Here is a 19,021-nt window from a genome sequence, read left to right as displayed (position 1 = left end):
CCGGTCCGTCAGCGCCGCGGCTCCCACCGGAACCACCGCCGTACAGCAAACACCGCCAGCACGGTCCAGGCCAGCGCCGTCACCAGCGCACCCAGGGCCTCGTACGCCGAGAGGTCGCCGCTCCACCCGCCGCGGACCAGGGTGATCACCGGGCTCAGCGGCAGCAGTTCGAAGCCGGAGGCGACCCGGCCGGGCAGCAGCTCCAGCGGGACGGTCACCCCGGAGGCGACCATCGACACCAGCACGAAGGGCAGGGTGGTCACCTGAGCGCTCTCCACGGTCCGCGTCACGCTCGCGGTGACCGCGCCCAGCGCCGAGCACATCACCAGGCCCAGTAGCACCCCCAGGACGGCGAGGTGGGGCGCCTCGGGGGCGGGCACGTCGAGGAAGGCCGTGCAGCCCACCGCCAGCACCAGGCACTGCACCAGCCCCATGGCGAACACCGGCAGCGCGGAACCGGCGACGACCTCGACGTCCCGCAGTTCGCCGGTGCGCAGCCGCTTCAGCACGAGTTCCTCGCGCCGGGCGGTGTAGATGCCGGTCAGCGCCGAGTACACCCCGAACAGCAGCGAGAACCCGATCGCGGCGGGCAGCAGCACCAGCCCGACGCTGAGTCCGGAGTCCTCCACGTTCATGTCGTCCACCACCGGCCGCAGGCTGAACGGCAGCCCGAGCGGCACCAGGACGGCGGCGACGACGGTGGCCCTGCTCCGCCCCAGCAGCGTGAGTTCGGCGCGGGCGAGGGCGGCCATCCGGCTCCCGGGAGTGGTCACCGCACCCCTGGCCCGGGCACCCACGGGCCCCCCGACCGCGTCCCCCGCCGGACTTCTGACCGTACCCCCGCTCATGCCGCGACCTCCTCGTCCTTCTCCGACGCCTCCCGGGCGATGCCCAGGAACGCCTCCTCCAGCGAGGCCGACCGCAGGTCGAGCCCCCGCAGTTCCACCCCGGCCCGCTCGGCCCACACCAGCAGTGCGGTGGCCGCCCGCTGCAACTCCCGGGTCCGCAGCCGCACCAGCCGTCCGTCGGTCTCGTGGTCGCACACGCCCAGGGCGTCCAGCGGCGGCAGATCGCCCACGAAGTACCCCTCCGGCAGCCGGAAGGAGATCCGGGACGGCTGCTCGGCGGTCACCTCGGCGGGCGTCCCGGAGGCCGCGATCCGCCCCCGGTGCAGGATGGCCAGCCGGTCGGCGAGACCCTCCGCCTCCTCCAGGTAGTGCGTCGTCAGCAGTACCGTCGTCCCGGCGTCCCGCAGGGCGCGCACCAGGTCCCAGGTGTCCCGCCGGCCCTCGGCGTCCAGCCCGGTGGTCGGCTCGTCGAGGAACAGCACCTCCGGCTCCCCGAGCAGCGCGAGCGCCAGATCGAGCCGTCGCCGCTCGCCCCCCGACAACTGCTTCACCCGTACGCCGGCCTTCCCGGCGAGCCCGACCAGCGCCAGCGCCTCCGCGACCGGCCGGGCCCCGCTGACACAGCCCGCCCACATCCGCGCGGTCTCGGCGACGCTCAGCTCGGACGGGAAGCCGCCCTCCTGGAGCATCACCCCGGTCCGCGGCCGTACGGCGGCCCGCTCGGTGAAGGGATCGTGACCGAGGATCCGGACCCGCCCCCCGTCGGGCCGTGCGAGCCCTTCGAGCAGCTCGACCGTGGAGGTCTTGCCGGCCCCGTTGGTGCCGAGCAGCGCGAAGACCTCGCCGCGTCCGACGTGGAAGGAGATCCCGCGGACCGCCTCGAACCCGCCCCCGTACACACGCCGGAGGCCGGTGACCTCTATCACGTGTTCTTCCGTGTCCCTGGCTTCCATGACTCCAGCATTCCGGCGGCGGACCGCCGGCGGCAGTGCGCCTTGTCATCGCTCCGCATGACAAATGTCAGCAGCGGAGCGTGATGCCCGAAGAGCGACAGCGCGAAGCGCGAAGAGGGGAGGGCACGGAGGCGAGAGGGAACAAGAGGGAACAAGCAGGAAGGGGAGATACGCCGAAGGCCCCGGTCGGTGACCAGGGCCTTCGGTATGGAGCGGACGACGAGGCTCGAACTCGCGACCTCAACCTTGGCAAGGTTGCGCTCTACCAACTGAGCTACGTCCGCATTGCATCCGACGGGCTTTCACCGGTCGGCGCGGGCACCAGCCTACCTGATCCACGAGGTGGACCGGGACGGTGATGCAGAGCGGGTGACAGGAATTGCACACTGCGCCTTCCCCCTGGAAGGGGGATGTTCTACTACTGAACTACACCCGCACGACCTCGGTGACCTGGGCTTTTCGGCCCCGTCCCGCTGGCGTGCTCCAGACATTAGCCGACCATGTGGGGGGTAGCGCAAGTCGGTTGCCCCCGGGGTCCGGTGACGGACCCCGCAGACCCCGGCCGGCCGCCGTGCTCAGGGCCGGCCCCGCCGGCTCACTGCGCCTCGGCGAACGCCTCGTAGACCTTCTTGGGGATGCGGCCGCGCGCGGGCACGTCCAGCTTGTTGGCCTGGGCCCAGGCGCGGACCGCCGCCGGGTCGGGGGCGACCTCCGTCTGCCGGTACGCCTTGCCGGACCTGGACCGCTTGCGGCCGGCCTCCACGTAGGGCGCGAGTGCCTCGCGCAGTTTCCCGGCATTGGCTTCATTCAGATCGATCTCGTACGACCTGCCGTCGAGTCCGAAGGCGATCGTTTCCGCCGCTTCCGAGCCGTCGATGTCGTCAAAGAGAGTGACCACGACCTTCTGCGCCACGAATATCGGTCCCTTCGTGCGACAGCTCTGCGATGACGTGCCAAGACGTCACGGAGATGTCGACTGTTCGCCTGTTATGGGGCAAAGTATCGGCTATTGCCATTTCATTTGTACAGTGCCCGGCAATCGAATGTGAAGCTCGACTAAATCTGTCAGCGTGTCCCAGCGCAATAGGCAGCCGGGACGCATCACGGATCTTTCCCGGAATTTTCCGCGAGGGACCCGCTCCACCACCTGATTCGGTACCCGATCGTGATCGCGCTCACGTAGTTTCCTACAACTCTACTCGCGTAGAAATTTTGTGCGGGTAGTCTGAAGGCACACGCAGGAACCTGCTCAGCACCACAACACCGGGAGTGCCAGTGGCACGCGTCGTAGTCGACGTCATGCTCAAGCCGGAGATCCTCGACCCCCAGGGCCAGGCGGTGCAGCGCGCACTGCCGCGGCTGGGTTTCGAAGGCATCTCCGACGTACGTCAGGGAAAGCGATTCGAACTGGAAGTTGACGGACCGGTCGACGAGGCCGCGCTCGCCCGCATCCACGATCTTGCGGAATCCTTCCTCGCCAACACCGTGATCGAGGACTTCACCGTCAAGGTGGAGGAAGTCGCGGAGGCCGCGAAGTGACCGCTCGTATTGGCGTCGTCACTTTCCCGGGCAGCCTCGACGACCGGGACACGCAGCGCGCGATCCGGCTCGCGGGCGCCGAACCGGTCGCGCTCTGGCACAAGGACAAGGACCTTCACCAGGTCGACGCCGTGGTGCTGTGCGGCGGTTTCTCCTACGGCGACTATCTGCGCGCCGGAGCCATCGCCCGTTTCTCGCCGGTGATGGAGCCCCTCATCGAGCAGGCGAAGGCCGGACTGCCGGTCCTCGGCATCTGCAACGGCTTCCAGATCCTCACCGAGGCCCACCTCCTCCCGGGCGCGATGCTCGGCAACGACCACCTCCACTTCATCTGCCGCGACCAGAAGCTGCGGGTGGAGAACGCGGACACCGCCTGGACGACCGACTACACGGCCGGCCAGGAGATCCACATCCCGCTGAAGAACATGGACGGCCGGTACGTCGCCGACGAGTACACCCTCGACCAGCTCGAGGCCGAGGGCCGGGTCGCCTTCCGCTACCTGGACCTGAACCCCAACGGTTCGCTCCGTGACATCGCCGGCATCACCAACGAGGCCGGGAACGTCGTCGGCCTCATGCCGCACCCGGAGCACGCCGTCGAGCCGCTCATCGGCTCCGGCCGCACCGACGGCCTCCCCTTCTTCACCTCGATCCTCAAGAAGCTGGTCAACGCATGAGCCGGACGCCTCTGGACACGGTCGAGCACGCGGCCGCTACCCCCGACGTCGAGCTGCCCTGGGCCGAACTCGGCCTGAAGAAGGACGAGTACGAGCGGGTGGTGGAGATCCTCGGCCGCCGCCCGACCGGCGCCGAACTCGCCATGTACTCGGTCATGTGGTCCGAGCACTGCTCGTACAAGTCCTCCAAGGTCCACCTGCGCCAGTTCGGCGAGAAGGCCCCCCAGTCCGACGCCCTGCTCGTGGGCATCGGCGAGAACGCGGGCGTCGTCGACGTCGGCCAGGGCTACGCGGTGACCTTCAAGGTCGAGTCGCACAACCACCCCTCGTACGTCGAGCCCTACCAGGGCGCCGCGACCGGTGTCGGCGGCATCGTCCGCGACATCATCGCGATGGGCGCGCGGCCGGTGGCCGTGGTCGACCCGCTGCGCTTCGGCGCGGCCGACCACCCCGACACCAAGCGCGTCCTCCCGGGCGTCGTCGCCGGCATCGGCGGCTACGGCAACTGCCTGGGCCTGCCCAACATCGGCGGCGAGGTCGTCTTCGACGCCTGCTACCAGGGCAACCCGCTGGTCAACGCCGGTGCCATCGGCGTGATGCGGCACGAGGACATCCACCTCGCGAAGGCGTCCGGCGCCGGCAACAAGGTCATCCTGTACGGCGCCCGGACCGGCGGCGACGGCATCGGCGGCGCCTCGATCCTGGCCTCGGAGACCTTCGACGACGCCAAGCCGTCGAAGCGCCCGGCGGTCCAGGTCGGCGACCCCTTCCAGGAGAAGCTCCTCATCGAGTGCACCCTGGAGGCCTTCGCCGAGAAGCTCGTCGTCGGCATCCAGGACCTCGGCGCGGCGGGCCTGTCCTGCGCGACGAGCGAGCTGGCGTCGAACGGCTCCGGCGGCATGCGCGTGACGCTGGACGACGTACCGCTGCGCGACTCCACGCTCTCGCCCGAGGAGATCCTCATGAGCGAGTCGCAGGAACGCATGTGCGCGGTCGTCGAGCCGGAGAAGGTCGACCGCTTCCTGGAGATCTGCGACAAGTGGGACGTCATCGCCACCGTCATCGGTGAGGTGACCGACGGCGACCGCCTGGAGATCTACTGGCACGGCGGCAAGATCGTCGACGTCGACCCGCGCACGGTCGCCCACGACGGCCCGGTCTACGAGCGCCCCTACGCCCGCCCGGACTGGCAGGACGCCCTCCAGGCCGACGACGCGAACAAGCTGCCCAGGCCGACCACGGGTGCGGAGCTGAAGGACCAGGTCCTGAAGCTGGTGTCCTCCCCGAACCAGGCCTCCAAGAAGTGGATCACGTCCCAGTACGACCACTTCGTGCAGGGCAACACGGTCCTCGCCCAGCCCGAGGACTCGGGCATGATCCGCATCGACGAGGAGACCGGCCTCGGCGTCGCCATCGCCACCGACGGCAACGGCCGGTACGCGAAGCTGGACCCCTACCACGGCGCCCAGCTCGCGCTCGCGGAGGCGTACCGCAACGTGGCGACGACCGGCGCCAAGCCGCTCGCCGTCTCCGACTGCCTGAACTTCGGTTCGCCCGAGGACCCGGCCGTCATGTGGCAGTTCGCCGAGGCCGTCCGCGGACTCGCCGACGCCTGCCGGCAGTTGGGCACCCCGGTGACCGGCGGCAACGTCTCGCTCTACAACCAGACGGGTGAGGCGGCCATCCACCCGACGCCGGTCGTGGCCGTCCTCGGTGTCATCGACGACGTCGCGCGCCGTACCCCGGTCGCCTTCCAGGAGGAGGGCCAGCTGCTGTACCTCCTCGGCGACACCCGTGAGGAGTTCGGCGGTTCGGCCTGGTCCCAGGTGATCCACGACCACCTCGGCGGCCTGCCCCCGAAGGTCGACCTGGAGCGCGAGCGCCTGCTGGCCGAGATCCTGATCTCCGCGTCCCGCGACGGCATGATCGACGCCGCGCACGACCTGTCCGACGGCGGTCTGATCCAGGCCGTGGTCGAGTCGGCGCTGCTCGGGGAGAAGGGTGCCCGCCTGGTCGTCCCGGACGGCCTGGACGCGTTCACGTTCCTCTTCTCGGAGTCGGCGGGCCGCGCGGTCGTCGCCGTCCCGCGCTCGGAGGAGCTGCGCTTCACCGACATGTGCGGCGCCCGCGGCCTGCCGGCCACCCGCGTCGGTGTCGTCGACGGCGACACGGTCGACGTCCAGGGCGAGTTCGCGCTCTCCCTGGAGGACCTGCGCAGGGCGCACGAGGACACCATCCCGGCGCTGCTCGCGTAGGCGGCGCGCCGCCCCGGCCGTACCGCCCGAAGGCCGCCGCCCAGGCTTCTCCGAACGCCTGGGCGGCGGCCTTCGGCACGCGTGCCGGCCGCCCTCCGCGAGCGGCCTCCGCGACGGCCCTCCGCGAGCGGCCTCCGCGACGGCCTTCCGCGACCGCCTTCCGCGACGGCCTTCCGCGACCGCCTTCCGCGAGCGGCCTCCGCGAGCGGCCTCCGCGAGCGGCCTCGCGGCCGTCTCCGCGGCGGCCGGAGGCGGGGCGGGGCGGCGCTGCCCCCTCACGGACGCTCGCGGCGGCGGCCCGACGCGGCCGGCGGACCTCTGGGCGTGCCGCTCGGGCGGCTGTCGGTCCCCGAAGGACGGCGGTCCCGGACCGGCACGCCATAGGCTTCCCGCCATGCCCCCGGCCAAGAAGCGCACCAGAACCTATGACCCCGTCAGGACCCGTGCCGCGGTGCTGGCCCAGCTCGGCCACGTGCGGCAGGCCGTCGCCACCCTGACCCCGGAGCAGCTCGCGCTGCCGACACGGCTGGGGGAGTGGACCGTACGGGAGCTGGTCGCGCACATCGGGATGGCCGTCACGGCGGTGGGGCGGTCGCTCGACCTGCCGGAGCCGGCGAAGCCGGACGCCACCCTGCTCGACTGGCCGTTCGCGACGTCCGTGAGTGCCCCGGCCATCGACGCCTTCACGCGGCGGCTGTCCGCGGACCACCCGGACCTGGACGCCTGCCTCACGGCCGCGGAGCGGAATCTCGTCGAGCGGCTCGACGCCCATCCCGGCTCCCGGGTGCTGGAGACGAACGCGGGCGCGCTGCCCCTGGCCGACTACCTGGTCACCCGCACCGTCGAACTCGTCGTCCACACCGACGACCTGAACGCGGCCGTCCCCGGCCTGGACGTTCCCTACGACCGCCAGGCCCTCGCCGCCGCCACCCGGCTGCTGGCCGACGCCCTGGCCGTCCGGGCGCCCGGCGGGGCGACCGAGGTGCGGATCCCGCCGTACGCCGTCGTGCAGTGCGTCCAGGGGCCCCGGCACACCCGTGGCACCCCGCCCAACGTGGTCGAGACCGACCCGCTGACCTGGGTGCGGCTGGCCTGCGGCCGGCTGACCTGGAAGGCGGCCGTCGAGGAGGCGAAGGTCGCCGCGAGCGGGGAGCGGGCGGACCTCGCGGGGCTGCTGCCGCTCCTGTCCTGACCCGGCGGACGCCCCGTGGTGTGCGACACCTCACTCATACCCGTGGAGCCGACCGCCGGAGAGCGGCCGACGCAGCGTGCCCGCCCGGCGGGTCGATCATCGGAAACCGCTTCTGACCTGCATGGATGAGGTGATCGAGGCGACCCTCGGGCGCTCAAGATCGAGTTACCGACGGGTATCCCCAATTCGGACCAGTGGTCGTCCTCGCCTACACTCGATGACGTGCCACGTGGTGACGGTCGACTCAGTCATGATCTGCTCCCCGGCGAGAAGGGCCCCCAGGACGCTTGCGGCGTCTTCGGGGTCTGGGCTCCCGGTGAAGAGGTCGCCAAGCTCACTTACTTCGGGCTCTACGCCCTCCAGCATCGAGGCCAGGAATCCGCGGGAATCGCGGTCAGCAACGGCTCCCAGATCCTCGTCTTCAAGGACATGGGTCTGGTCTCCCAGGTCTTCGACGAAACCTCGCTCGGATCGCTCCAGGGTCACATCGCGGTCGGACACGCCCGCTACTCGACCACCGGCGCCTCCGTGTGGGAGAACGCCCAGCCGACGTTCCGTGCCACCGCGCACGGTTCCATCGCGCTCGGGCACAACGGAAACCTCGTCAACACCGCCCAGCTCGCCGAGATGGTCGCCGACCTGCCCAAGCAGGAGGGCCGCTCCCCGCGCGTCGCGGCGACCAACGACACCGACCTGCTCACCGCTCTCCTCGCGGCCCAGGTCGACGAGGACGGCAAGCCCCTGACCATCGAGGAGGCGGCCCACACCGTCCTCCCGCAGGTCCGCGGCGCCTTCTCCCTCGTCTTCATGGACGAGCACACGCTCTACGCCGCCCGCGACCCGCAGGGCATCCGCCCGCTGGTCCTCGGCCGGCTGGAGCGCGGCTGGGTCGTGGCCTCCGAGTCCGCCGCCCTCGACATCTGCGGCGCCGCGTACGTCCGCGAGATCGAGCCGGGCGAGTTCGTCGCCATCGACGAGAACGGCCTGCGCACCTCCCGGTTCGCGGAAGCGAAGCCCAAGGGCTGCGTCTTCGAGTACGTCTACCTGGCCCGCCCGGACACCGACATCGCCGGCCGGAACGTCTACCTCTCCCGCGTGGAGATGGGCCGGAAACTCGCCAAGGAAGCCCCGGCCGACGCCGACCTGGTCATAGCGACCCCGGAGTCCGGCACCCCGGCGGCCATCGGCTACGCGGAGGCCTCCGGCATCCCCTTCGGCGCCGGCCTGGTCAAGAACGCCTACGTGGGCCGGACCTTCATCCAGCCCTCGCAGACCATCCGCCAGCTCGGCATCCGCCTGAAGCTGAACCCGCTCAAGGAAGTCATCAAGGGCAAGCGCCTGGTCGTCGTCGACGACTCGATCGTGCGCGGCAACACCCAGCGGGCCCTGGTCCGCATGCTGCGCGAGGCCGGCGCCGCCGAGGTCCACATCCGGATCTCCTCGCCGCCCGTGAAGTGGCCCTGCTTCTTCGGCATCGACTTCGCCACCCGTGCCGAGCTGATCGCCAACGGCATGTCGATCGACGAGATCGGCACCTCGCTGGGCGCCGACTCCCTGGCCTACATTTCCATCGACGGCATGATCGAGGCGACCACCATCGCCAAGCCGAACCTCTGCCGCGCCTGCTTCGACGGCGAGTACCCGATGGATCTGCCCGACCCCGAGCTGCTCGGCAAGCAGCTCCTGGAGACGGAGCTGGCCGCCGGCCCGGCCGCGACGGCCGCCGCCGACGCGATCCGCCGCCCGTAGACGGTCCCGTCATACCTGCCGTACGACACGAAAGTTCTCACCTCCATGTCTGAGACAACTGGTGCCAGCTACGCAGCTGCGGGCGTCGACATCGAAGCGGGCGACCGCGCAGTGGAACTCATGAAGGAGTGGGTGAAGAAGACCCGGCGCCCCGAGGTCCTCGGCGGCCTCGGCGGTTTCGCCGGTCTCTTCGACGCCTCCGCCCTCAAGAACTACGAGCGCCCCCTGCTGGCCTCCGCCACCGACGGCGTCGGCACCAAGGTCGACGTCGCCCGCCAGATGGGCGTCTACGACACCATCGGCCACGACCTGGTCGCCATGGTCATGGACGACATCGTGGTGTGCGGCGCCGAGCCGCTGTTCATGACCGACTACATCTGTGTCGGCAAGGTCCACCCCGAGCGGGTCGCCGCCATCGTCAAGGGCATCGCCGAGGGCTGTGTCCTGGCCGGCTGCGCCCTGGTCGGCGGCGAGACGGCCGAGCACCCGGGCCTGCTCGGCCCGGACGACTTCGATGTGGCCGGCGCCGGTACGGGCGTCGTGGAGGCCGACCGGCTGCTGGGCCCCGACCGCATCCGCACGGGCGACGCGGTGATCGCCATGGCGGCCTCCGGCCTTCACTCCAACGGGTACTCGCTGGTCCGCCACGTCCTGCTGGACCAGGCCGGCCTCTCCCTGGACGCGCGCGTCGAGGAACTGGGCCGCACCCTCGGCGAGGAGCTGCTGGAGCCGACCAAGATCTACTCGCTGGACTGCCTGGCCCTCACCCGCACGACGGACGTCCACGCCTTCTCGCACGTGACCGGCGGCGGACTCGCGGCCAACCTGGCCCGGGTCGTCCCCGACGGACTGCACGCGATCGTGGACCGCTCCACGTGGACCCCGGCCCCGGTCTTCGACCTCGTCGGCCGGACCGGCCGGGTCGAGCGCCTGGAGCTGGAGAAGACCCTGAACATGGGCGTCGGCATGATCGCCGTGGTCCCGGAGGAGTCGGCGGACGTGGCGCTGACCACGCTGGCCGACCGCGGGGTCGAGGCGTGGGTCGCCGGTGAGATCACCGACTGCGGGGAGCACCCGAGCGGTGCGGCCCTGGTCGGGGACTACGCGAGCTGAAGCGCCGGCGCGGGCCGGGACCCCGTGCGCAGCACAAGACCCGGTCGGTGACCGAAGTCACCGACCGGGTGAGTGCTCGAAGCAAGGTCAAGCGCCGCGACGGTGTTGGTGCGAGGAGTCCTCGTCCTCGTCGTCGTCGTCGCCCCCGTACAGCTCGGCGTACCGTGCGTACGGGTCGTCGTCCTGCTCATCGTCATCGTCCTCGAACGGTTGCCCGTTCGGCGGAATGTTCGATGGCGATGCGCCCAGCTCTTCGGCCAGGCGTGAGAGATCCGTCCCGCCGCTGTTGTACTTCAGCTGGCGGGCGACCTTCGCTTGCTTGGCCTTGGCCCGGCCGCGCCCCATGGCTCGACCCCCTCAACGACGGGGCTCGACGGCCCCAGAGTCTTGACACGCGTTCATGGTCCGGAACGGACTCTCCGCGGAGAGGCCGGTCCGTAGGGCTTCCACGGTACCTGAGCCCGAACCCATACGGTACGTCGCCCGTAGCACGCGCGTGTGCACAGAACCTTCGAGGCGCCCTGTCCTCGCTGGTCAGTGGCGATTTTAACCACTTCTCGGCGGGCGACCCGCCGGGAAGAGTGAGAGTTCTCTCGAACTTTCCCCCGGCGGGTACCGGAGCGTGCTCACCAACCGCGTGCCTGAGCCGCCTCGTGCATGCGCTGTTCGGCGATCCGGTCGGCCGCCGCGGCCGGCGGAATCCCGTCCGTCTTCGCACGTGCGAAGATGGCGAGCGTGGTGTCGAAGATCTTCGCGGCCTTCGCCCTGCACCGCTCGAAGTCGAACCCGTGCAGCTCGTCGGCGACCTGGATGACCCCGCCGGCGTTCACCACGTAGTCCGGCGCGTAGAGGATCCCGCGGTCGGCGAGGTCCTTCTCCACGCCCGGGTGGGCGAGCTGGTTGTTGGCCGCTCCGCACACGATCCGCGCGGTCAGCGCCGGCACGGACTCGTCGTTCAGTGCTCCGCCCAGCGCGCAGGGGGCGTAGATGTCGAGGCCCTCGACCCGGATCAGCGCCTCGGTGTCCGCGACCGCCGTCACGCCCTCGGGGTGCCGGTCGCGGATCCGGCGTACGGCGTCCTCGCGCACGTCCGTGATCACGACCTCGGCGCCCTCGTTCCGCAGGTGTTCCACCAGGTGGTGGCCGACCTTGCCGACCCCCGCGATCCCGACCCTGCGGTCGCGCAAGGACGGGTCGCCCCACAGGTGCTGGGCGCTGGCCCGCATGCCCTGGTAGACGCCGAAGGCGGTCAGCACCGACGAGTCGCCCGCGCCGCCGTTCTCCGGGGAGCGCCCGGTCGTCCAGCGGCACTCGCGCGCCACGACGTCCATGTCGGCGACATAGGTGCCGACGTCGCAGGCGGTCACGTACCGCCCACCGAGAGAGGCCACGAAACGGCCGTACGCGAGCAGCAGCTGTTCGGACTTGATCGTGTCGGGGTCGCCGATGATCACGGCCTTGCCGCCGCCGTGGTCCAGCCCGGCCATGGCGTTCTTGTACGACATCCCGCGGGCGAGGTTCAGCGCGTCGGCGACGGCCTCCTCCTCGGACGCGTACGGGTAGAAGCGCGTGCCGCCGAGGGCGGGGCCCAGGGCGGTGGAGTGGAGGGCGATGACGGCCTTCAGACCGCTGGCGCGGTCCTGGCAGAGCACGACTTGCTCATGGCCACCCTGGTCCGAGCGGAACAGGGTGTGCAGCACATGATCAGGGGCGCCGGATACGTCGGTCACGGTGGTGACTCCTGGGTAACTAGCGGCGGGCGGGACGGGGGCTCCCGTACGGGTGGCGGGGCCCGTGGGACGAGCGTAGAGCCTGCGCCGCCCGCCGTACGCTCCGTGGTGCGGATCACCCCCTCGCGGAGTACGGCCGTGCGACGATTTGCATGTTTTCCGGCCTTCTCACCAGGGGCCGCGGAAGGTTTCCCGGCCGGTCCACAGGGGAGGGAGCAGGCGTGCCCCAGGTGTCCTCGGTGATCGTCCCGTACGCCGCCTATCTGCGCGTGTACGAGCCCCTGGCAGCCTTCCCGGAGCCGGAGCGCAGTCACTGGGCGCGCTATGCCCGCCGCCCCGGCCTGCCCACCTGCCAGGACGAGCTGCGCCGCTCACTGGCCGACCTGCTGCCCACCCCGCCGGTCGCGGTCCCGGTGCACGAGAGCGGTGACGCGTTCGTGACGGACGTGGACGGGGTCGTGTGCGTGTGCCCCTGGCGGACCCGGCTGCGCGGCTGGCAAGCCCTGGAAGAGCTGGGCGACGAACTGCCCGGTCCGGTCCTGGACGCGGCCCTGCCGCCCCTGGTCCGCCTCCAGGCCGCCCAGGACTACGAGCGCTGGCTGGTCCGCAACCCCGACGCCCGCCCCTGGATCCGCACGGCGACCTGGCAGATCCCGCTGCACTGGTTCGTGCTCCTGGCCGACGAGGAGCGCGAGTACGACAAGGGGACCGCCGAGCAGGCCCCGGTGCTGCGCTACCGCACGCCGATGGTGCAGGCCCGCCGCCGGGTGGCGCGGGGCCTGCGCGCGCTCAGGGACGCCATGGACGAGGGGCCGCTCATCGACGGCCTGGTGGACGTGGGCCGCTGGCTGGAGGAGTTCCACCCGCGTTCGCTGGTGGAACTGGACTACGGCGGGCTCGTCCACGTCCTGCCGGCCGGTGATCTGGAGGACGACCACTCGGCGGCCGACGTGGCCGCCGGCATCGCGGCCCTGCGGCGCGGGGACGGCCCCGCGGCGGGCGAGGCGTACACCCGGCTCGCGGAACGCTGGCGGTCGGTGCGGGACCGGCGCTCGGCGAACTGACGGCGCGACAGGCGCGACGGGGGCGACGGGCGGTCGCCGTGACCTGCGTCACGGTCATATGCCCTCGAACAGCGTACGGTCGGCCGCACTTCACGGAACTGACGGGGCGTAGATCCCGATCCGGGCTTTTGTCGCAAGGGTGACGGACCGCACGTACACGGCCCTTGCGCCGGTTGCCCCTCCTCGTGCCAAAATAGGACAAGGAGTCCGGGGAGGGCTCCGTCCGTCCACTTGTGCTCCATCGTGGGGGGAATCTCAGCATTGCACGCTTTGGGGGGTCTGGTGACTCCTGATCGTCGTGTGACTGATCGTCACACTGACGTGACTGTCCGCTATGGCACGGTCCATCGGCTTCCGTCGCCGATGAACACCTGGGGGGCAATTCCATCGGTTTGGCCGACGCGGCTGGACGGATGGTGTAGTTGTAGTGCCGAGGACAAGCCGTTCGTCCTATAACCGACTCGACTCGCGTCCGCCATTTCGGGCAACGCGGGTCAAGGTGCAGAATTTAGAGGAAAGAACCGAGAAGGTTCGGTTCTCCCGAGGAGGCCGCTCATGACCGCTCGCACCCCTGATGCTGAGCCGCTGCTGACCCCGGCTGAGGTTGCCACGATGTTCCGTGTGGACCCTAAGACGGTCACGCGGTGGGCGAAGGCCGGCAAGCTCACGTCGATCCGCACGCTCGGCGGACATCGCCGTTACCGCGAGGCTGAGGTTCGCGCACTGCTCGCGGGTATTCCGCAGCAGCGCAGCGAGGCCTGAGCAACCGAAGTACCGGGCAACAACACCGCAGGTCCCCCCATCTGCCGAGTTGTCCGCACCCTTGCTCCAAGCGACGCGGGTCCTGCCCCAACAGGCCCGTAGCCCACACGGTGCGTCGTCGATCGCGCTGGACTCCACCGAGTCCGGCGCGATCTTTTTTGTGCCCTGGGCGTGCCTGTCGGAGCGTTCTGTGAGCGACCTTGTCGAAGTCTGGGGTGCCCTGTGGAGGGCTGCCGGATCGGCTGTGAGGACCCTTGTGGGGGCCCGTGGGGGGATCTGCGGAGGTGTCTTCCGGAGTGGTGCAATTGCACATATTAAATTGAAGAGTTGTAGGAAGCGGGTAAGAACCCACCTTCCCGAAACTCATGCGGTGACACCCGTCACATGCCACTGGCCTTGTTGTCGCCGTCCCGGGTGCGCTAATGCAAGCGTCAAACATCAGGCCGTGCAGGGCTGTTCGCCCTCGCCGGCCTCCCGCCGCGCTTCCGGGGACTCCTCCGCGTCCGGCGGCGCGCCGTCCATCACCAGCCGCTGGAGGCGGTGGCAGACGGGACAGTGGCGGGTCAGGTGCCGGTAGGACGACGCGGCCGACAGGTGCGCACGGAGCAGTGCCCGCGTCGCGTGCCCGGTCGATGCCGCCATACGCCACCTCCAGTGGAGCCCGCGGGAAGCGCGGCCCTGAACTTCTGGAGTACCGGCCGAAGGTGACGCCGTCAAGGCCGCGCGGGGGCACCCGGCCGGGGCCGGAGGTCCCGCGGGGCGCGGCCTCCGTGCCGGCGGGCGGGGGGAGCGGGCGGGGGATGCGGAGAAGGCCCGCGCCCGGGGGTGCGGGCCCTCCCCGATCGGTGCGGTCCTGACGGAATGTGCTGCACCCGTCGGCGGCTCCGCCGCGGTTGCGGCCTCCGTGCCGGCGAGGGTGAGAGGGCGGGGCGCGAAGAAGGCCCGCACCTGAGGGTGCGGGCCTTCTTCGATCTGTGCGGTCCTGACGGGATTTGAACCCGCGGCCTCCACCTTGACAGGGTGGCGAGCACTCCAAACTGCTCCACAGGACCAGGTTTTGCGGCACTTGGTGTTGCGCTGTGCTGCGAAACGAGACTCTACAGGAGCGGGGCCCGCCTGGTCGAACTCACTCTCCGTGCAGGGTCCGTCACGGCGCGGCCGCGTCGATCGCCTTCACGATCCGCTTGTCCGAGACGGGGTACGCCGTGCCCAGCGCGTGGGCGAAGTAGCTGACCCGCAGCTCCTCGATCATCCAGCGGATGTCCAGCACCGAGGACGGGACGGGGCGGCCCGGGGGCAGCTGCTCCAGCAGCCAGGCGTACTCGTCCTGCATCTCGTGGACCTTCTCCATGCGGGTGGTGTCCCGCTGGACGTTGGTCGGCATCTGCTGCAGGCGCCGGTCCGCGGCCACGAGGTAGCGCATCAGGTCCGGCATCCGGCGCAGTCCCGCCCGCGTCACGAAGCCGGGCCGTACGAGCGCGTCCAGCTGCTTGCGGACGTCGGTCAGGTTGGCCAGCAGGGAGGGGCTGCGCACGCCCTTCAGGCGGCGCTCACAGGCCTGCCAGGCCGCCAGGACCTGCTGCACCTGCCCGACCGTCCGCACGGTCGTGTCGACGATCTCGGCGCGCACCCTCTCGTACAGCTTGCGGTACGACTCCTCGTCCCAGGCCGGCCCGCCGAAGTCGCCGATCAGCTTGTCCGCCGCGGCCGTCGCGCAGTCGTCGAACAGGGCCTGGACGGAGCCGTGCGGATTCGCGGACAGCGCGAGCTTCTGGGCGTTCGTCAGCTTGTCGGAGGCGAACTTCGCCGGGTTGACCGGGATGTTGCGCAGGATCAGCCGGCGGGTGCCCTTCCACATCGCCTCCGCCTGCTCCTCCTCCGTGTCGAAGAGGCGTACGGAGACGGTGTCGCCGTCGTCGACCAGTGCCGGGTACGCCTTCACCGGCTGGCCGGCCCGCCGGGTCTCGAAGACGCGGGTCAGCGTGCCGATGCTCCAGTCGGTCAGGCCGGAGCGCTCCAGGGACTCGCCGCCCTGCCGCTCGGCGGTGGCCGCGGCGGCCTGCGAGATGGCCTGACGGGCCTTGGGCCTCAGCCGCAGCTTCAGCGCCTCCAGGTCCTTGTCCTCGGCCAGCTTGCGGCGCCGCTCGTCGACGATCCGGAAGGTGATCTTCAAGTGGTCGGGGAGGCGGGACCAGTCGAAGTCCTCGGCCTCGAAGGGGACGCCGACCATCCGCTTGAGGTCGCGGGCCATCGCCACGGTCAGCGGCTCCTGGAGGGGCACCGCCTGGTCCAGGAACCGCCCCGCGAAGTTCGGCGCCGGCACGTAGTTGCGCCGGATCGGCTTGGGCAGGGAGCGGATCAGCTCGGTGACGACCTCCTCGCGCAGGCCCGGGATCTGCCAGTCGAAGCCCTCGTCCGTGACCTGGTTGAGGACCTGGAGCGGGATGTGGACGGTCACGCCGTCCGCGTCCGCGCCCGGCTCGAACTGGTAGGTGACCCGGAACTTCAGCGGGCCCTGCCGCCAGGAGTCCGGATAGTCGGCCTTGGTGACCGCCTCCGCCGACTCCCGGATGAGCATCTCCCGCTCGAAGTCCAGGAAGTCGGGCTGTTCGTGCCGCTTGTGCTTCCACCAGGAGTCGAAGTGGGCGCCGGACACGACGTGGTCGGGCACCCGCCGGTCGTAGAAGTCGTAGAGCGTCTCGTCGTCGACGACGATGTCCCGGCGCCGGGCCCGGTGCTCCAGCTCCTCGACCTCGCTGAGGAGTCTGCGGTTGTCGGCGAAGAACTTGTGGTGCGTGCGCCAGTCGCCCTCGACGAGCGCGTTGCGGATGAACAGCTCGCGGGAGACCTCCGGGTCGATCCGCCCGTAGTTCACCTTCCGCTGGGCGACGATCGGCACGCCGTACAGCGTGACCTTCTCCAGCGCCATCACCGCGGCCTGGTCCTTCTCCCAGTGCGGCTCGCTGTACGTCCGCTTCAGGAGGTGCCCGGCGAGCGGCTCGACCCACTCGGGCTCGATCTTCGCGTTGACGCGCGCCCAGAGCCGGCTCGTCTCCACCAGCTCCGCCGACATGACGAACCGGGGCTGCTTCTTGAACAGGGCCGAGCCGGGGAAGATCGCGAACTTGGCGCTCCGGGCGCCCAGGTACTCGTTCTTGTTGCCGTCCTTGACGTCCTTCATCCCGATGTGGGACAGCAGGCCGGCCAGGAGTGAGACGTGGATGCTGTCGCCCGCGGCGTCCCGCTCGTCGAGGTGGATGCCCATCTGCTTGGCGACGGTCCGCAGCTGCGTGTAGATGTCCTGCCATTCACGGATGCGCAGGAAGTTCAGGTACTCCTGCTTGCACATCCGGCGGAAGGATGACGAGCCCCGCTCCTTCTGCTGCTCGCGGACGTACCGCCACAGGTTGAGGTAGGCGAGGAAGTCGCTGGTCTCGTCCTTGAAGCGGGCGTGCTGCTGGTCGGCCTGGGTCTGCTTGTCGGCCGGGCGCTCGCGCGGGTCCTGGATGGACAGCGCGGCGGCTATCACCATGACCTCGCGGGCACAGCCGTTCTTGTCGGCCTCCAGGACCATCCGGGCCAGCCGCGGGTCGACGGGCAGCTGGGCCAGCTTGCGGCCGGTCTCGGTGAGCCGCTTGCGGGGGTCCTTCTGCACCGGGTCGAGCGCGCCCAGTTCCTGGAGGAGCTGCACGCCGTCGCGGATGTTGCGGTGGTCCGGCGGGTCGATGAACGGGAACTTCTCGATGTCGCCGAGCCCGGCCGCGGTCATCTGCAGGATGACGGAGGCGAGGTTCGTGCGCAGGATCTCGGCGTCGGTGAACTCCGGGCGGGCGAGGAAGTCGTCCTCGCTGTACAGCCGGATGCAGATGCCGTCGGAGGTACGGCCGCAGCGGCCCTTGCGCTGGTTGGCGCTGGCCTGCGAGATCGCCTCGATGGGCAGCCGCTGCACCTTGGTGCGGTGGCTGTAGCGGCTGATGCGGGCGAAGCCGGGGTCGATGACGTACTTGATGCCCGGGACGGTGAGGGAGGTCTCCGCGACGTTGGTCGCGAGCACGATCCTGCGGCCGCTGTGCTGCTGGAAGACGCGGTGCTGCTCGGCGTGCGAGAGCCGGGCGTACAGCGGCAGCACTTCCGTGAACCTGTATTTCTTCTTCTCCAGCGCGTCCGCGGTGTCCCGGATCTCCCGCTCGCCGGAGAGGAAGACCAGGATGTCGCCCTGCCCCTCCGCCATCAGCTCCTCGACGGCGTCGCAGATCGCGGTGATCTGGTCGCGGTCGGCGTCCTCGGACTCCTCCTCCAGGAGCGGCCGGTAGCGCACCTCGACCGGATACGTCCGCCCGCTGACCTCGATGATCGGTGCGTCGCCGAAGTGCCGGGAGAACCGCTCGGGGTCGATGGTGGCCGAGGTGATGACGACCTTCAGGTCCGGACGCCTCGGCAGCAGCTGGGCGAGGTAGCCCAGCAGGAAGTCGATGTTGAGGGACCGCTCGTGGGCCTCGTCGATGATGATCGTGTCGTAGGCGCGCAGCTCGCGGTCGGTCTGGATCTCGGCGAGCAGGATGCCGTCCGTCATCAGCTTCACGAAGGTCGCGTCCGGGTTCACCTGGTCGGTGAAGCGCACCTTCCAGCCGACTGCCTCCCCGAGCGGCGACCGCAGCTCCTCGGCGACCCGCTCGGCCACCGTCCGCGCGGCGATGCGGCGGGGCTGGGTGTGCCCGATCATGCCGCGGACGCCGCGCCCCAGCTCCAGACAGATCTTCGGGATCTGCGTGGTCTTGCCGGACCCGGTCTCACCGGCGACGATCACGACCTGGTGATCGCGGATCGCCTCCGCGATCACGTCCTTCCGCTGGCTGACCGGCAGTTGCTCGGGATAGGTGACGGCGGGCAGGCGGGTTCGCCGCGCGCCCATCCGTTCCTCGGCGGACGCGACCTCCGCCTCGATCTCGGCGAGGACGGCGGCCCGTGCCTCCGGCTTGCGGATCTTGCGCGCGCCCTCCAGCCTGCGCCCGAGCCGGTGCGCGTCGCGCAGGGACAGCTCGGCCAGACGGGGGGCGAGAACGCCGAGGGCGGGGGCGGGGTGCGTAGACATACGGGGTCCAGGATCTCATCCCGGAGAAAGAAGGGGCGAACCCTTTT

Annotated in this window: 15 protein-coding genes and 3 tRNA genes; 8 read left to right on the top strand and 10 right to left on the bottom strand. The window is 70.4% G+C overall.

Annotation, left to right across the window (positions count from 1 at the left end; all coding sequences use genetic code 11):
* Window positions 1-8: 8 nt before the first annotated feature.
* The 5 genes from ACH4N1_RS04435 to ACH4N1_RS04415 all read right to left on the bottom strand — a co-directional run bounded on the left by ACH4N1_RS04435 (window position 9) and on the right by ACH4N1_RS04415 (window position 2,714).
* Window positions 9-752 (bottom strand): ABC transporter permease, encoded by a 744-nt coding sequence (locus tag ACH4N1_RS04435; RefSeq protein WP_398095221.1) that lies wholly within the window; start codon window positions 750-752, stop codon window positions 9-11.
* Between the two features lie 92 nt (window positions 753-844).
* Window positions 845-1,801, bottom strand: a complete 957-nt coding sequence (locus ACH4N1_RS04430; RefSeq protein WP_398094462.1) for an ABC transporter ATP-binding protein — start codon at window positions 1,799-1,801, stop codon at window positions 845-847.
* Window positions 1,802-2,009: 208 nt separating this feature from the next.
* A tRNA-Gly gene (locus tag ACH4N1_RS04425) sits at window positions 2,010-2,085 on the bottom strand.
* Between the two features lie 80 nt (window positions 2,086-2,165).
* Window positions 2,166-2,237, bottom strand: a tRNA-Gly gene (locus ACH4N1_RS04420).
* Window positions 2,238-2,396: 159 nt separating this feature from the next.
* Window positions 2,397-2,714, bottom strand: coding sequence for an Lsr2 family protein (locus ACH4N1_RS04415; RefSeq protein ID WP_398094460.1), 318 nt, complete (start codon window positions 2,712-2,714; stop codon window positions 2,397-2,399).
* Between the two features lie 362 nt (window positions 2,715-3,076).
* Here ACH4N1_RS04415 and purS point away from each other — a divergent pair, with 362 nt between their 5' ends.
* The 6 genes from purS to purM all read left to right on the top strand — a co-directional run bounded on the left by purS (window position 3,077) and on the right by purM (window position 10,326).
* Window positions 3,077-3,340: a phosphoribosylformylglycinamidine synthase subunit PurS gene (purS, locus tag ACH4N1_RS04410; protein ID WP_015659417.1), complete on the top strand. Its 264-nt coding sequence runs from the start codon at window positions 3,077-3,079 to the stop codon at window positions 3,338-3,340.
* Complete coding sequence (gene purQ / locus ACH4N1_RS04405; protein ID WP_398094458.1) at window positions 3,337-4,017, top strand: phosphoribosylformylglycinamidine synthase subunit PurQ; 681 nt, start codon at window positions 3,337-3,339, stop codon at window positions 4,015-4,017. Before purS ends, purQ begins: the two co-directional genes overlap by 4 nt.
* Window positions 4,014-6,272: a phosphoribosylformylglycinamidine synthase subunit PurL gene (gene purL / locus ACH4N1_RS04400; protein ID WP_398094456.1), complete on the top strand. Its 2,259-nt coding sequence runs from the start codon at window positions 4,014-4,016 to the stop codon at window positions 6,270-6,272. Before purQ ends, purL begins: the two co-directional genes overlap by 4 nt.
* 394 nt (window positions 6,273-6,666) lie before the next feature.
* Window positions 6,667-7,464, top strand: coding sequence for a sterol carrier family protein (locus tag ACH4N1_RS04395; RefSeq protein ID WP_398094455.1), 798 nt, complete (start codon window positions 6,667-6,669; stop codon window positions 7,462-7,464).
* A 222-nt stretch (window positions 7,465-7,686) separates the two neighbouring features.
* Window positions 7,687-9,213 carry an amidophosphoribosyltransferase gene (gene purF / locus ACH4N1_RS04390; RefSeq protein WP_382787721.1) on the top strand — a complete coding sequence of 509 codons (1,527 nt, stop codon included), beginning with the start codon at window positions 7,687-7,689 and terminating at the stop codon, window positions 9,211-9,213.
* A 45-nt stretch (window positions 9,214-9,258) separates the two neighbouring features.
* Window positions 9,259-10,326 (top strand): phosphoribosylformylglycinamidine cyclo-ligase, encoded by a 1,068-nt coding sequence (gene purM / locus ACH4N1_RS04385; protein ID WP_398094454.1) that lies wholly within the window; start codon window positions 9,259-9,261, stop codon window positions 10,324-10,326.
* Window positions 10,327-10,413: 87 nt separating this feature from the next.
* On the opposite strand, the gene ACH4N1_RS04380 is transcribed toward purM, so the two are convergent.
* Window positions 10,414-10,671, bottom strand: coding sequence for a DUF3073 domain-containing protein (locus ACH4N1_RS04380; RefSeq protein WP_363090830.1), 258 nt, complete (start codon window positions 10,669-10,671; stop codon window positions 10,414-10,416).
* Window positions 10,672-10,952: 281 nt separating this feature from the next.
* Window positions 10,953-12,056, bottom strand: coding sequence for a Leu/Phe/Val dehydrogenase (locus ACH4N1_RS04375; RefSeq protein WP_398094453.1), 1,104 nt, complete (start codon window positions 12,054-12,056; stop codon window positions 10,953-10,955).
* A gap of 221 nt (window positions 12,057-12,277) precedes the next feature.
* On the opposite strand from ACH4N1_RS04375, the gene ACH4N1_RS04370 reads away from it, so the two are divergent.
* A complete protein-coding gene (locus ACH4N1_RS04370; protein WP_398094452.1) occupies window positions 12,278-13,120 on the top strand; it encodes a hypothetical protein in 843 nt (280 codons plus the stop codon).
* Between the two features lie 555 nt (window positions 13,121-13,675).
* Entirely contained in the window at window positions 13,676-13,882 is a 207-nt protein-coding gene (gene bldC / locus ACH4N1_RS04365) for a developmental transcriptional regulator BldC (RefSeq protein ID WP_003949541.1), read from the top strand.
* 438 nt (window positions 13,883-14,320) lie between these two features.
* On the opposite strand, the gene ACH4N1_RS04360 is transcribed toward bldC, so the two are convergent.
* The 3 genes from ACH4N1_RS04360 to hrpA all read right to left on the bottom strand — a co-directional run bounded on the left by ACH4N1_RS04360 (window position 14,321) and on the right by hrpA (window position 18,974).
* A complete protein-coding gene (locus tag ACH4N1_RS04360; RefSeq protein WP_382787712.1) occupies window positions 14,321-14,524 on the bottom strand; it encodes a DUF6274 family protein in 204 nt (67 codons plus the stop codon).
* A 335-nt stretch (window positions 14,525-14,859) separates the two neighbouring features.
* Window positions 14,860-14,934, bottom strand: a tRNA-Asp gene (locus ACH4N1_RS04355).
* Window positions 14,935-15,029: 95 nt separating this feature from the next.
* Window positions 15,030-18,974 (bottom strand): ATP-dependent RNA helicase HrpA, encoded by a 3,945-nt coding sequence (hrpA, locus tag ACH4N1_RS04350; protein WP_398094451.1) that lies wholly within the window; start codon window positions 18,972-18,974, stop codon window positions 15,030-15,032.
* Window positions 18,975-19,021: the final 47 nt, after the last annotated feature.

This window comes from Streptomyces sp. NPDC017202 (assembly GCF_044331705.1).
Taxonomy (GTDB): Bacteria; Actinomycetota; Actinomycetes; order Streptomycetales; family Streptomycetaceae; genus Streptomyces.
The sequence above is the reverse complement of the archived record's forward strand: the minus strand, read 5'-3'. Positions and strand labels throughout refer to the sequence as shown.